Here is a 13,774-nt window from a genome sequence, read left to right as displayed (position 1 = left end):
ACCACAGTGGCCTCTCGCGGAAGAGACACCCTGTGTGTCCACCTCATAGCGACAATTTGCGACAATTTCCGACGAGGCGACGAGGCGACGAGGCGACGAGGGGTCCTCAGTTGTCGCTCAGAGGCGGACAACTAGGTATATCCCCAACTTCTTGTGACGCAAGGGATTTAGCGTAGTGCTCATGCCTCATCCGCGCCGAACAGCACGTCCGGATTGAGGATGCCCGCCGGGTCGAAGCTCTGCTTGATGCGGCGCATCAGGTCGACCTTGACCGGGTCTTCGAGCTCGAGGAAGTACGGGGTCTTGGCGCGGCCGAGGCCGTGTTCGCCGGAGATCGCGCCCCCCAATTCCATTGCAAGCGCGAAGATCTCGGTCAGCAGCTTCTTCTTTTTCTCCGGGTCCTTGCAGATGATCGCCAGGTGCACGTTTCCGTCGCCAGCGTGCCCGCAGCCGGCCGCGGCGCCGCCGGCTTCGGACGCCATACCCCTCGCGCCGGCGAGGAACTTCGACATCGCCGAGCGCGGCACCACCGTGTCGATGATGTCGTCGGCGCCGATCGCCTTGACCGTCCAGAAGGCCTTCTCGCGCGCCTCGATCAGCTTACGCGCCGAAAGCCCTTCCAGCACATAGGCGTCGACCGCACCCAGCTCGACCACCAGCTCACCGGCCCGCTCGACGTCCTCGTCCAGCCTTTCGGCGGTGCGGTTCTCAAGTGCCACAACGAGATACGCCTGGCAGCTGTCGCGGACGTTGTCGGGTACGCCGAGCTCGAGGTTCTGGGTATGGGCGAGGGCGGCCATCGTCATGTTGTCGATGTATTCGAGGATGTAGGGCGCGAGCCCGCTGGCGAGGACCTTGGGCACCGCCTCCATCACCTGGTCGAAGTCGGCGAACGGGGCCAGCACGGTGGCGCTGTGTTCGAGGCGCGGGTACAGCTTGACGATCACCTCGGTGGCCAGTGCCAGGGTGCCCTCGGAGCCGACGATGAGCTGGGTCAGGTCGTAGCCGGTGGACACCTTGGCGATCTTGCCGCCAGTGCGGATGATCTCGCCGGTCGGCAGCACCGCCTGCAGCCCGAGCACGTTGTGGCGGGCGATCCCGTACTTGACCGCGCGCATCCCGCCGGCGTTGGTGCCGACGTTGCCGCCGACGCTGGACGACAGCTCGCCCGGCCGGACCATGTAGTTCAGCCCGGCATCGACGGTCGCGGCGTCCAGCTCGGTCAGCGTCACCCCGGGTTGCACGACGGCGACCTGGTTGGTGGTGTCGACCTCGAGGATGGCGTTCATCCGCTCGAAGGAGATCACCAGCCCGTCGCTGCGTGGGATCGCCGCACCGGAGAGGCCGCTGCCGGAGCCCCGGGCCGTCACCGGGATCTTGTGTTCGGAGGCGGCCCGCAGCAGCTGCGAAACCTCTTCCGCGGTGGCCGGTTTGGCGACGTACGCCGGTCGCTGCGGGGCCGTCGTCAACACCTCGTCGTGCCAATAGTCCTCGGGGATCGCGTCACCCGCCAGCAAGTTGTGCTCGCCGACGATTTCGGCGAACCGCGCAGAAGGCGTCATGGCTGCCCTAATAGGCGCAACGGATGCAGGCCGTCGACGGCGCCGACGAACGGCGGGTGGATGCTGTAGCCGATCATGCGTTGAATGTCATCGGAGACCGTTCGAGCGACGTCGCGCGGTATCGAGAGTGTGAACGCCTCCATCGGTCGCAGCCACGGTTGGCAGTATTGGGCCGTGACGGCAAGCCGCGCGTCGGCGGTCGTGTTGGCACCGCCGCCATGCCAAAGAGTTCCCACGAAGAACACGCATGAGCCGGCGCGCATGACGACTGGCAGCGCGGGATCGTCCGGACCGGGCCGACGCGCGCCCCAGCGATGACTGCCGGGCATCACCACCGTGGCGCCATTGTCGGCGGTGAAGTCATCGATCGCCCAGATCGTCGCGGCAGCCAGGGGAGCCCGCGGCCGCGGAATCGGGTAGAACCCGTCATCATGGTGAGGCAGCTGCGCGGACTCTCCGGGTTGAATGTTGATGGCCTGCAAGGCCGAAAGCAGGTAATTGGGCATCAGTAGTCGATCGAGCACCGCCAGCACCCGCGGATGATCGACAAGCCGGTCGCACACGCGCGTCCTGCTCAGCACGCTGTAGATGCGCTGGGTGCGTCGTCCTTCGAAGGAGTTGCGTCCGGTATGCCCGAGCCAGGGGCCGACCGCATTGCGGATCTGCTGACACTCGTCCGCGCTGAGCAAGTTCTCCCAGATCACGTAGCCGTCGCGGTCGAGGGCCGCCATGTCGGCGTCGACGATCGCGTGGTCGACGGAGGCGCCACTGCTCGCTGTCCACTTGTGTCGGCCCGCCAAATCACCCCTGAGGTCCTCCAGCGTCGTGACGGGCTCGTCATCGATGGTCATCGATAGGTTTCCTTTCCCGCGCATGTGCGCCTATACGCAGACCCTGAACCCATCTTGACTGATGGTCAAGTAATTCAGCTTTTAAATGACAGTGGCTCGACGACGGGAGTTCGTGTCGAAGTAACGGATGGTTACTCCTTCGTACGGGATGCTGAACGTGTACCGATTGGGGAGGACGGCCGTGAGTGTCGCTATGGTCGCACCCGAATCCGTCACCGAGGAGCGCGACCGCGAGACGATCGACATCGCGTTTTCGGGGCGGTTCGGCTTCGGGATCGACCAGTGGGCGTACCTGCCGTTCGAGGTGCCGCTGGGCGTGCAGCGGATCCGGGTCACCACCTCGCATGACAACTTCGCGGTGGGCGGGCTGATCCGAAACGTGCTGGACCTGGGCGTGTTTGGCCCGGCGGGTCACGACCTGGGGAATGCGGCCGGGTTCAGGGGCTGGTCTGGCGGAGCCCGCGACGGCTTTTCCATTTCCGGCGCCGAGGCCACGCCCGGGTACCTTGCCGGACCGGTCGAGCCCGGGCGGTGGGCCGTGGCGCTGGGTCCGGTGGTGCTGAGCCCCTGGGGCATGACGTGGCAGGCGCGGGTCAGCCTGGAACGCGGCCGTTTCGCCCCGGAAAGCGGCCTCATGGTGGCATATCCGTCCCCGCCGGTCCGCGGTGCGGGTTGGTACCGAGGGGACCTGCACCTGCACACCGTGCACTCCGACGGCCAGCGCGATCCCGGTGAACTGGTGAGCGCCGCGCGCGAAAGCGGGCTGGATTTCATCGTCTCCACCGACCACAACACCAACTCCGCGAACCGGGTGTGGCCGGCGTGCCGCACGGGAGGGCTGCTGGTGGTGCCCGGCGAGGAGGTCACCACCAGGCATGGGCACTGGCTCGCCGTCGGTCTGCCGCCGGACGGCTGGGTCGATTGGCGCTACGCGCCGCGCGACGGGGTGTTCCCCCGCTTCTCTTCCGGGGTCCGCCAGGCGGGCGGCTTGGTGGTCGCGGCCCATCCCGCCGCGCCGCTGCCGGGGTCGTTGTGGGAGTTCGGTTTTGACCACGTGGACGCGCTCGAGGTGTGGAACGGCCGGTGGAACCTCGACGACGAAGTGTCGCTTCGCATGTGGCAGCGGCTGCTGTGTCAGGGCCGCCGGGTTGCGGCGGTTGCCGGCAGCGACTCGCACGCCCGTAGCCAACCGGTCGGTTCGCCGCAGACGGTCGTGCACGCCCGTGAGTTGTCGGTGCCCGGGCTCGTCGACGGGCTGCGGCGCGGCCGCTCGTACATCGCCCGATCACGCGCTGTCACGGTCGAATTCACCGCGTCCCGCGCGGGCGCCGAGCTGGCCGGGCCGGGGCAGACGCTGCGGGTGCCGCCCGGGGCGCCGGCGACCGTCACCGCCATGATCACCGGAGCCGCCGGCGCAACCGCCTCCCTCATCACTGCCGCGGGCTGCGTGGCGCGGGCCAAGGTAAGTGGGTCGGCGCGGACCATGTTGCGCTGGGAGCTCGACGCCGCGTCCGCGAGCTTCGCCCGGCTGGAGCTACGTGACGCGCAGCGGCGCCCGCTCGGCGCGATGGTGGCGCTGACGAATCCTGTGTGGCTGGTGTGAAGAAGCTCACCGGACGGCGATGACGGTCAATCTGTCGTGAATACCCGTGAAATCTGCTTCCTTACGGGTAACGAGCGGGGTCCCGAGGGAGACGGCTACTGCCGCAATAAGTAGATCGGCCGTGGATGCGTGCGCGGCAACGGCACTGGCCGGGAAGTCAATGACCACGGATGTGTCGAGTAGGGCCCTCTCGTGTAGTTGGGTCACGTTGTGGCGCGCCAGCTGTCGGCGTCGTTGTCGTCGACAACATTGTCGAGCTCTTCGAGCTCATGAGTGACTCAAAGACCTGACGGCTCAGCGCCATTTCCCGATAATGGGCTGACGGCCTTGGTCCGCGTGGAGGCACGGCGCCTCTTGCCCGGCGGTGTGGAGGTGGGAACGGGGTCGAAGGCGGCGGGATCGGCAAGGTACGCGCGGAAGATGCGGGCCATCGCCGCCGCCTGGTAGCCATCGACGAACCGGTGGTCCAGCTCGATCGCCAGCGGCAGCACCGGACGCACGACCGGTTTGCCGTTGCGGGCCAACACCTTGTCGTTCACCGCACCCACGATGATCACGATCGGCAGGTGGACGAACGTCGGCATGGGCGCGAAAGCCGTTTCCAGGCCGTAGGTCCCGATGTTGGTTATGCCCACCGAGCCGAAGGGGCGAGCCTCCAGACCCAGCAGCGGAAGGGGCAGTTGAAGGACGTCGGTGACGAATCCGATGCCCTGCGCCACCGGGCGCAGCGCCAACGGCGGCAGCCACTTGACCACCCCTTTGATTTGTTTGAACAGGGGATCGTCGTTGTGGCGGATGCGTGCGACATGATCGGCAAGCTCCCGGGCGATCACCCAGGGCGGCTTCTCGTTGACGCGGCGCACGACGGTTCCCGAGATGTCCGTCGCGGCGGCCTCGGCGCCAGTCGTCGGGTCTGTGCGGAGCGACACCACAAAGCTGCAGTCGATGGTCGGGGACGGCAGGAAGCTACCGAACACGACCCGGCCGTTGAGCTCCGGCAGTTCTTCCAGAACCTTGCCGATGGCCCTGCCCACCAGGTGGGCCGGGGTGACGTGCTGGCCGGTGGCCTCGCGGACCTTGTCGATGTACTCGAGCAGTCGAGGCGCCTCGATGTCCATCGTGGCCGAAATCGTCGGGTCTTTGCCGGGACGCCAGGTGGCCATGGCGATCTTCCGCCACACCGGGGTCGGGATGGGCGTCGTGGTCTTGGTCATCGGAGAGCTCCGTCACTCGGTCAAGTTGACGACGTCCGGCCCCGGCGCGGCGGCGTAGAGCTTGTCGATCTCCGCCGAATACTTCTCCGCGATGGGCTTGCGCTTGAGTTTCATCGTGGGCGTGAGCTCGTCTCCGCCTGGCTCCCAAGGTGTTCCGACGATGAGGAAACGCTTGATCTGCTCGACGCGGGAAAGTTTGGCGTTCCCCTCGAGGACGGCGGCGGTGAGCAATGCCCTTGCCTCGGGACGTTGCGCGAAAGCGGCGGCTGACGGGTCGGCGATGCCGAGTGCCTCCGCCTGCGCGGCGGCGGCCTCACCGTCGAGGACGATGAGTGCGGTCACGTAGGGCCTGGCGTCACCGATGGCCACTACCTGGTCGATCAACGCGGACTCGGCCTGGACGGCCTTCTCGATGTTGCTGGGGGAGAGATTCTTTCCGGATTCGTTGATTATCAAGTCTTTCTTGCGGTCGACGATCGTGACGAAGCCCTGCGCGTCGACGGCACCGATGTCGCCGGTGTGCAGCCAGCCGTCGGCGTCGATGGCTTCGGCGGTCTCCTTCGGCTGGTGCCGATAGCCTCGCATCACGATCGGCCCGCGTATCAGCAGTTCACCGTCATCTGCCACCGAGATCTCAACGTTGCGCAGCGCTTGCCCGACCGAACCGATCTTGTTGGCGCCCGGTCGGTTGGAGGTCGCACCTCCCACGCACTCCGACTCGCCCCACACTTCGTAGACGGGAATGCCCAGACCCCAGAAGAATTCGATGGTTTCGGTGGGTATGGGGGCGGCACCGGTTACCCCCCAGCGCAACTGATCCAGGCCGAGCGCGTCGCGCACCTTGGCCAGCACGAGGCGGTCGGCGATCGCGCGGCGCAGGGCAAGCGACGGGGAAAGCGGCCTGCCCGCCGATGTGTGGCGCGCGGCCCGTATACCGGTGTCGATGGCCCACAGCGCCAACCGCCGCTTGAGCCCGGTCGCCTCGGTGCCAAGCTTCGTTTCGATCCCGGTCTCGATCTTGTGCCACACCCGCGGCACCCCGAGCCACACCGTGGGACGAACCTCGGGCAGCGCGTCTGCGATCGCGCGGGGGTCATCGACGTCGGTCATCGGCACGCCCAGGACCATGTTGGCGTAGTGGCCCGTCACCCGGTCGGCGATGTGCGCATGCGGCAGGTAGGAGACGATCCGGTCGTCGGGCTGCAGGTCGAGTAGGTCGACGATCGCGGAGAATTCGGCCATCACGTTGGCGTGGGTGAGCTCGACGCCCTTGGGCGGGCCGGTGGTTCCCGAAGTGTAGATGAGCGTCGCGACGTCGTCTGGCCGTACCGCCCGCCACGTCGAGTCGAAATCGAAATCGGCTGTGGTTCCCAAGGCGTCGAGCTCTTCGAGGGTCAGGCAGCCGTCGATCTTGGCGTCGACGACGATCACGTCGGCGAGGTCGGCCCCGGCCGCTTTGACAGCGGGCAGAAAGTCTTTCTCGGTGAACACGACCTTGTTGTCGGCGTTGGTGAACAGGTACCGGATCTGGTCGGGCGCCGAGGTGGTGTAGATCGAGAACGGGATCGCGCCGACGTGCATGACGGCGGTGTCCGCCAAATGGAACTCCGGACGGTTGCGCAGCATGAGACCGACCGTGTGGCCGCGTTCGACACCCAGTGCGGCCAGTCCGGTGGCGATCTTCCGCACCCGATTGGCGTACTCCGGCCAGGTTACGACGGTGTCGTTGCCGGCCATCCGGATGGCCACCGAGTCCGCCTTCAAAGCCGCGGTCTGCTGAAATGCCTGGGGCAGCGTGGATACCATCACTCCGCTTTCGTGTCGAACCACCGTGGGATCGCCGTCGGCCATTTCCGTACCGCTCCTTCGATCGCGAAACCGCCAGGTCGGAACCCCAAACGTGCGCCGTTTACGGGGTGGCCGGAAGGGGACAAGGTCCCGACATTGTGGATCGATGCTCTCTTCTCGGGATCATCAGCACGGTCGTGTCGATTCCTCGGCACCTGTGCTGCTGTACGCCACGGCCGTTTGAGGAGCGACGGCATTGGTTATCCCGACCTCGCAGGGGGCCACCTTTCCGACAGGCGGGACATGGAGCTCCAAGGGACTCAGACTCACGCGCCCGGTGTGGTCGTGGGCGGCCGCTACGAGCTGCGCGGCGTCCTCGGCCGCGGTGCGATGGCCGAGGTGCGGCCATTCCCGCAGGAGGACCTGGGGCCGCTGGCGCACGCGATCCTGCACGAGTCGCCGCCGCCGCTTGTGGCGCTGCGCCCCGACGTGCCGCCGGGCGTTGCCGCCACGATCGAACGTACGATGGCGCGCGACCCGGCGTGGCGGTTCGATCGGGCCAACGCGATGCGAGCCGCGCTGGTCGGAGCCAGCGTCGGGCCGGCTCCGGTCCGCCCGGCCACCCGGGTGATGACGGCGCCGCTGCCGGCGATGACGGCCTGCACGCCCCGCCGGCGCGCGGCTGGCGCCGTATAGTCCCCGGCGCAAACTGTGGATCGCGGCGATCATTTCCCTATTCGTTCTGGGGTTCATGCTGTTCATGCTCGACTCTTCGTTCTCGTCGTCTCCGTCGCCTACGCCGGCCAACACCACCACTCCGTCGCCGCCACCGACGACCGCCCTCACCACAACGCACAGCAGCACCGTGGAGCCTCCGCCGCCACCACCGCCGCACCCGGGTCCCCCGGGCAAGAAACACAAAGGCGGACAGGGCGACTGAGCTAGCGTTTGCGTCGTATCCGTGACGGCCGGATTCTTGGCTCAGTTATAAGCCGTACTCCCCGCAACCGGATGTGTCGTGCTGACGATCTTCGCGGCGCAGTGGTCTCGATCGAATCCCTGGTTCCTGCACCACGCCAGCGCACCCGCGGAGTCGGCGAACGTGATGCCGGCGACAGTGACCCAGAAGTCCGGCGCTGAAAACGTCGACCAGTCACCCGACCGGAGCAGCCTCACGTTCGAGTAGCGCTGCCTCAACTGAAGGTGCTCTTGTAGCGTCATCGCGTTGTCCCACACCTGCCCGTTGTCGACGACCCCGGGGCGCTTGGAACTGAGTTGCGGCACCCAGCGATCCGCCAGTTGCGCGCTCACCCAAGCCCGGTCATCGCTCGCGATCTGCCGGAGCTCTTGCGCTGGATCTTGTGGGGCAGAGGTCACCGTGGGCGGCAATTGGGTTGGCCGTGTCGTTGAGGATGACTCCGTCGGGTACCAGGTGGGTACGGGGTTGGAGTAAGTGACGAGCGATGACGTCGAGGGCTCCGAGGTGTTGGAGTCCCGATGAGCCAGAAGACCGATCGTCACACCGGCGCCGCCCACCAATGCGACCGCGATCCCGATGGTCATCCCCACGATCAACCGCCTTGAGCGTCCTTGGTCGGCGCCAACGATCGGCGTCGGACCCCCTGCAGGGTAAGCATATTGCGCATTGAACGGCGGATAGCTTGAAGGCCCGCTGATGTATTGGGGGGCAAGCAGCGTGTCTGGGAGCGGCGCCGCCGACGAGTCTGCAGACAGTGCCCGCTTGGCGGCGCGTCCCAGCGCGCCGGCGCTGCCGTAGCGGTCGTCCGGGTGCTTCGCCATGCCGCGAGCGATGACCTCGTCAAAAGCCGCGGGAACGCGTGGATTAACGGCGCTCGGCCGTGGAGGTGGCGACGAGATGTGCGCGCCGATGACCTGCTCGGCGCTCTGCACCGGGAACGGCTTGGCGCCGGTCAGCGCCTCGTAGAGGACGCAGGCCAGCGAGTAGATGTCCACCAACGCCGTCACGTCCCCGTCGCCGAATCGTTCCGGGGCCATGTAGTCGAAGGTGCCGACTTGGTAGCCCACCATCGTCAGGTGCGTGTCACCCTTGGCTTCGGCGATACCGAAGTCCACCAAGTACGCGAAATCGTCCGGCGTCACGATGATGTTCTGCGGCTTCACGTCCCGATGGATGAGTCCTTCAGCGTGGGCAGCGTCCAATGCCGCGGCGATCTGGCGGATGATGTCGGTCGCGCGCTCCGGCTCAAGGGGGCCGGCCTTGAGCATGTCGTGCAACGTCTGTCCCCGGACCAGCCGCATATCGATGTACAGAACGCCGTTGATCTCTCCCCAATCGTGGATCGGGATTACGTGCGGCTCCTGCAGAACAGCTGCCGCGTGGGACTCGCGCAGGAAGCGCGCACGATATGTCTCGTCTTCGGCGTACCGATCCGTGAGTAACTTGAGCGCGACGGTTCTGCCCTTATTGGTGTCGTATGCCTCGTAAACCTCACCCATACCGCCTTGACCGAGCAGTCGCCTGATCTCGTACCGCCCAAACGCACCGCCGACGAGTGACCTCACAGCAGCCTTCCTTCTCTTCGCTGCGCTCAGTGTCCGTCCACTTGACTCTGCCTGGGAGTAGTTTGCCCAAGAAGCATTGAATTTATGCGATGCGGCAGAATCTGCGGGGTTGCTCCGGACAACGGGCGGCACGCGGGGACGGTGGCGTGTTTCATGGAGTCAGTTCCGTGTGTGACTCGGCAACAACGGCGGAGACGTGTTGGACCGGGTGCAGCGCCGTGTCACCGTGATCGCCACCCGCAACGGACGCGCAGTCGCCGAATTACGCCCGCTGCCACGCCCCTACGCCGAGCTCGGCCGACTTCCCGTCGCTCGCGTGCCCGGCGGCTCCGGCCGTTGCCGCAGAACTGTTCGTCGATCCGGCCGGGCAAACCGATCCCACCACTTCGGTCCCACAGGAACCAGCGGCATCGCGGGCCGCTCCAATCACAGCTGCCACACGAAGATGCGCAGGAGATTTGACGCTCTTGGCCAATCGCGTGACCGATGTGACAGTTGCCGTTGCGCCCATCAGCCAGGCCACTCATCAGCAGTGCCGCTGGACGCGGCCGACTTGATCAGCCGACAATGAAGCGCGGACACCGTCGGGCTTGCAGTCGATCGTTCTTGGGAGGCGCAAGGTGGCAGACCGACGCCGGCTCGGCATCCAGGACGCCCTGTGGCTGGAGATGGATCGTCCTAACAATCTGATGGTCGTCGACACGGTGGTCTGGACTGCCGATCCGCTCGACTGGGGGCGGGTGCGCCAGGTCATCGAGGAGCGGCTCACCAAGCGCTATCCCGTGTTCCGCAGCCTGGCGGTCAAGGACCGCGACGGCTCGTGGTGGTGGGAGGTCGACGACAACTTCGACTTCGGCGAGCACATCACGATCGTGGACCTGAAGGACCCCGACGACCGCCGCGAGTTGCAAGCACTGGTGGCCAGCCACCACACCGAAATGCTCGACCGCAAAAAGCCACTCTGGAAAAGCATTTGGGTAAACCGCTACCGGGACGGTAGCGCCATGATCATGCGGACGCACCACGCCGTCGCCGATGGCATGCGCATGGTCGAGCTGGCGATGAGCCTGTTCGATGCGTCGCCCGACGGAGGTCCCATCCGTGGTCCGGACGTCGTGCAGCACGCGGCGCGGCCGCACCCGCCGGGACGGCCGATGAAGGACCGGTTGCGGACCGCGGCGGTACGGGCGGCGGGCGCGGCGCGGGGCGCGAGGTCGGTCTTCGATGAGATGCTGGATGACCCGGTCGGACGGGCGACGGACATGGCGGCAGGCGTCGTACGGGTCACCGCCGGACTACCTCGAATTCTCGCTCATGCCACCGACTTTGGTCGCCTGGCGTTGGAGAACCCGGTGGGCGCCGGCCACACGATCACGACGTCGGCGCGGGCGACGGTGTCCGACGTCGCCGAGTCCGTCCGCTCCACCATGCGGGCGGCGGTGCCGGGCAGCGGCAAGCTGGTCGACGTGTTCTCGTCAGCGCCCGGTGACTTGGACACGGTCCGCAAACTGCTGGTCGGCACCCGTAACGACGCGACCCTGTGGACGGGTACCGCAGGCCTCGACAAAGCGGTGGCATGGTCGGAGCCGATCCCGCTGGCCAAAGTGAAGGCCGTCGCCAAGGCGAACCGGTGCACGGTCAACGACGTGCTGGTGACGACTGTCGCCGGAGCGTTGCACGACTACCTCGAGGCCCACCACGCCCGCTGCTCCGCGGTGACCTTCATGGTCCCCGTCAACCTCAAGCCGGTCGACGTGGCGCTGCCCGACAACCTCGGTAACGAGTTCGCCCTCGTGCAACTCGAACTGCCGACCGATCAGCCCGATGCCCTCCGAGTGCTGGCCGCGGCCAAACGGCGGATGAACCGGATCAAGCACGGCCACGAGGCGGCCGTGGCATTTCGCCTGCAGGAGACCATCGCCGGGTTCAACCGGCAGATCTATGAGGCGTCGGTGGACCTGTTCACCAACCGCACGATCGGCACGCTCACGAACGTGCCCGGCCCGCCGATGCCGGTGTACCTGGCCGGCAGCAAGGTGGAGGGCATCGTGGGGTGGGCACCCGTATCGGGCAACCAGCCCATGAGCTTCGGCATCTTTACCTACAACGGCGACGTGACCGTGGGCATAGCCTGTGACAAAACCCTTGTGCCCGAACATGAGACGATCGTGGACGGCTTCGCCGACGCCTTCGACCGGTTGCTGGCGGCGACTCCCGGCGTTACGGCCTGAACGACGGCACGGCTCGGGTGCCCGTTAGGTTTCTTCTCCGTTGCGGTGCACGAACGTCGCGATGATCGCCTCGCGAGGCGAATGCCAGGTCACCCCAAGCTCGGCCAGTGTGCGCGAGTCATCGGTTGGTATCGCCGCGGTGAGCAGTTGTGCCGCTTCGAAGCTGAATCCGGCCCCGAGTGGCAGCAGACCGCCGACAACGTCCGCGATCCTGCCCACGGCCCGAAACATTCCGCCGGTCATGGGAATTCGCCTGATGTGACGTCCGGAGCCGGCCTCGAGCGCGCAGATCATCTCATCGAAACTCAGCATCACGCCGCCGCACACGTAGCGTTTGGGGCCGCGGCCTGGCCGCATCGACGCGACATGCACATCGGCGATGTCGCACACGTCCACCATCATCATTCCGGCGTGCCGCAGTCGCGGCGCCACACCCGCGCGGATGATCGGCGCCCAGCCCCGTTCGGTGATACCGGGGGCTGTCATCAAGGCCGGACCGACCACGCTGGACGGATAGGTGATGACAATGGGCGCACCCTCGTTTTGCAGCCGCCGGGCTGCTCGATCGGCGTAGCCCTTCGTCTTGGCGTAGGCCGACCTACCCGCCGCAGTCGGAGTGTCCGGCCCGATCACCGGGCCCGTCGGCGAAAAGAGGGAGCTGTAGCTGTTGATCGTGACGATCGGGTCCAGCCCGCGGTCGTGTGCCTGACGCAGGATCGCCTCGGTCGCATAAGCGTTGATCTCCCACATCAACTTCTCGCGACGGTTGTCAGTCCCGACTACGCCGGCAGCGTGCAGCACGGCGTGACTTCCGTCCAGGAGCCTCGCGACTGTACCGGACTCGCGGACATCGCCCGCTAGCACGGTTATCGAGCCGAGTTCCGAAAGCCTGCGCAGCAGTTCGGGATTGTCCCAGCCGGGCTCGGCGAGAAGCCGTACCTCATGGCCGTACTTCAGTAGGCCACGGACGATGTGCGCACCGAGATATCCGGTGCCACCAGTCACTGCGATCTGCACGAATTCGTCACTCTACCGGTCGGCAGCACTTGTCGCGAACAGATGCGCTAGCAGCTCCACAGCTAGACCCGCAGCTTGCGAACCGGCGCTCGGATCTTCCACTGGCTCAGTACTTTTTGCGTTGTGACCGGGATGGGTCGACAAGCCCCGACTGCGCCAGCGCGTCGTCGATGAATCGCTGCACCCGCCGCGAGCGAAAGAATCCGGTGTGACCGCCCGGGTACCACTGGATTTCGGGTTTGCCCCAGTGCTCCCAGAGTCGGGTGATCTGTTCGCGTGGGTGTACCAACCGGTCGGCGATGCCGGCGTAGATGAAGCGGCCCTTTTTCGGCACGCGCGGGGTCAGTGCCAGCGGCGAGATCATCCGGCCGAGGGGCACGGCCGATTTCATCGTCTGGCGCAGGGCGGCGTGGCCGCTGAGGCCGGCATGGCGGCCGACCAGGTTCACCAGATCGACCGCCGGCACGCCCAGGATGGCGCAGGTGAGGCCGTCGTCGAGGCTGGCGACCAGCGACGAGATCAGACCGCCGAGGGAGATGCCGTTGAGCCCGATCGCGGCGTCGGGCTGCTGCGTGCGGATCCAGGAGAGTAGGCGCCGGATATCCCAGACCGCCTGGGCGGTGCCGTGGACGTCGTCGAGCACGTCCTCGCTGGGGAACTTCGGTGGGCCGCACGCTCGGGGCCCGTGCATGGGCAGCACGGGAAGCACGACGTTGAGGTCGAGGTTTCGGTAGAGATGCCAGGCGTGAAACAGCATCGGGTCGAGCGCGGCGCGTCCCATCTCCGCGCCGTGGATGCAGACCAGCCAGGGTCGCGGCCGGCGGTGCCGGAACATCAGGGCGCATTCGCGGTTGTTGCCGGTGTAGCTCAGCCAGCGTTCGCGACCGGGTGCGCCTTCGTGGGGCTTGTAGTCACTGGTGAAGGACAGCCGCTCGTGGGTGCGTCCCATGCCGCTGACGCGCTT

At 66.5% G+C, this 13,774-nt stretch carries 10 protein-coding genes; 3 read left to right on the top strand and 7 right to left on the bottom strand.

Features of this window, described 5'->3' with window-relative positions:
• Positions 1-179: 179 nt before the first annotated feature.
• The gene (locus VMD50_RS09275) at positions 180-1,562 is read right to left on the bottom strand and encodes an FAD-binding oxidoreductase (RefSeq protein ID WP_325427049.1); all 1,383 of its coding nucleotides are present in this window, start codon (positions 1,560-1,562) and stop codon (positions 180-182) included.
• Positions 1,559-2,413 (bottom strand): phytanoyl-CoA dioxygenase family protein, encoded by an 855-nt coding sequence (locus tag VMD50_RS09270; protein WP_325427047.1) that lies wholly within the window; start codon positions 2,411-2,413, stop codon positions 1,559-1,561. Before VMD50_RS09270 ends, VMD50_RS09275 begins: the two co-directional genes overlap by 4 nt.
• A 181-nt stretch (positions 2,414-2,594) precedes the next feature.
• On the opposite strand from VMD50_RS09270, the gene VMD50_RS09265 reads away from it, so the two are divergent.
• Positions 2,595-4,016, top strand: coding sequence for a CehA/McbA family metallohydrolase (locus tag VMD50_RS09265; RefSeq protein ID WP_325427044.1), 1,422 nt, complete (start codon positions 2,595-2,597; stop codon positions 4,014-4,016).
• Positions 4,017-4,294: 278 nt separating this feature from the next.
• On the opposite strand, the gene VMD50_RS09260 is transcribed toward VMD50_RS09265, so the two are convergent.
• Entirely contained in the window at positions 4,295-5,230 is a 936-nt protein-coding gene (locus VMD50_RS09260; protein ID WP_325427042.1) for a 2-oxo acid dehydrogenase subunit E2, read from the bottom strand.
• Positions 5,231-5,242: 12 nt separating this feature from the next.
• Complete coding sequence (locus tag VMD50_RS09255; protein ID WP_325427040.1) at positions 5,243-7,081, bottom strand: AMP-dependent synthetase/ligase; 1,839 nt, start codon at positions 7,079-7,081, stop codon at positions 5,243-5,245.
• Between the two features lie 240 nt (positions 7,082-7,321).
• Here VMD50_RS09255 and VMD50_RS09250 point away from each other — a divergent pair, with 240 nt between their 5' ends.
• Positions 7,322-7,714 (top strand): serine/threonine-protein kinase, encoded by a 393-nt coding sequence (locus VMD50_RS09250; RefSeq protein WP_325427038.1) that lies wholly within the window; start codon positions 7,322-7,324, stop codon positions 7,712-7,714.
• Between the two features lie 285 nt (positions 7,715-7,999).
• Here VMD50_RS09250 and VMD50_RS09245 read toward each other — a convergent pair whose 3' ends face one another.
• Positions 8,000-9,562, bottom strand: a complete 1,563-nt coding sequence (locus tag VMD50_RS09245; protein ID WP_325427164.1) for a serine/threonine-protein kinase — start codon at positions 9,560-9,562, stop codon at positions 8,000-8,002.
• Positions 9,563-10,182: 620 nt separating this feature from the next.
• Here VMD50_RS09245 and VMD50_RS09240 point away from each other — a divergent pair.
• A complete protein-coding gene (locus tag VMD50_RS09240; RefSeq protein ID WP_325427036.1) occupies positions 10,183-11,793 on the top strand; it encodes a WS/DGAT domain-containing protein in 1,611 nt (536 codons plus the stop codon).
• 24 nt (positions 11,794-11,817) lie between these two features.
• Here the strand turns inward: VMD50_RS09240 and VMD50_RS09235 are convergent, their stop codons facing one another.
• Together VMD50_RS09235 and VMD50_RS09230 are read right to left on the bottom strand one after the other, a co-directional pair.
• On the bottom strand, positions 11,818-12,810 hold the full coding sequence (locus VMD50_RS09235; RefSeq protein ID WP_325427034.1) for an NAD-dependent epimerase/dehydratase family protein: 993 nt from the start codon (positions 12,808-12,810) through the stop codon (positions 11,818-11,820).
• 106 nt (positions 12,811-12,916) lie between these two features.
• The coding region (locus tag VMD50_RS09230; protein ID WP_325427032.1) for an alpha/beta hydrolase family protein at positions 12,917-13,774 on the bottom strand (858 nt) is incomplete at its 5' end.

Source organism: Mycobacterium sp. (assembly GCF_035506235.1).
Lineage (GTDB): Bacteria > Actinomycetota > Actinomycetes > Mycobacteriales > Mycobacteriaceae > Mycobacterium.
This window is presented reverse-complemented; position numbering and strand designations above follow the sequence as displayed.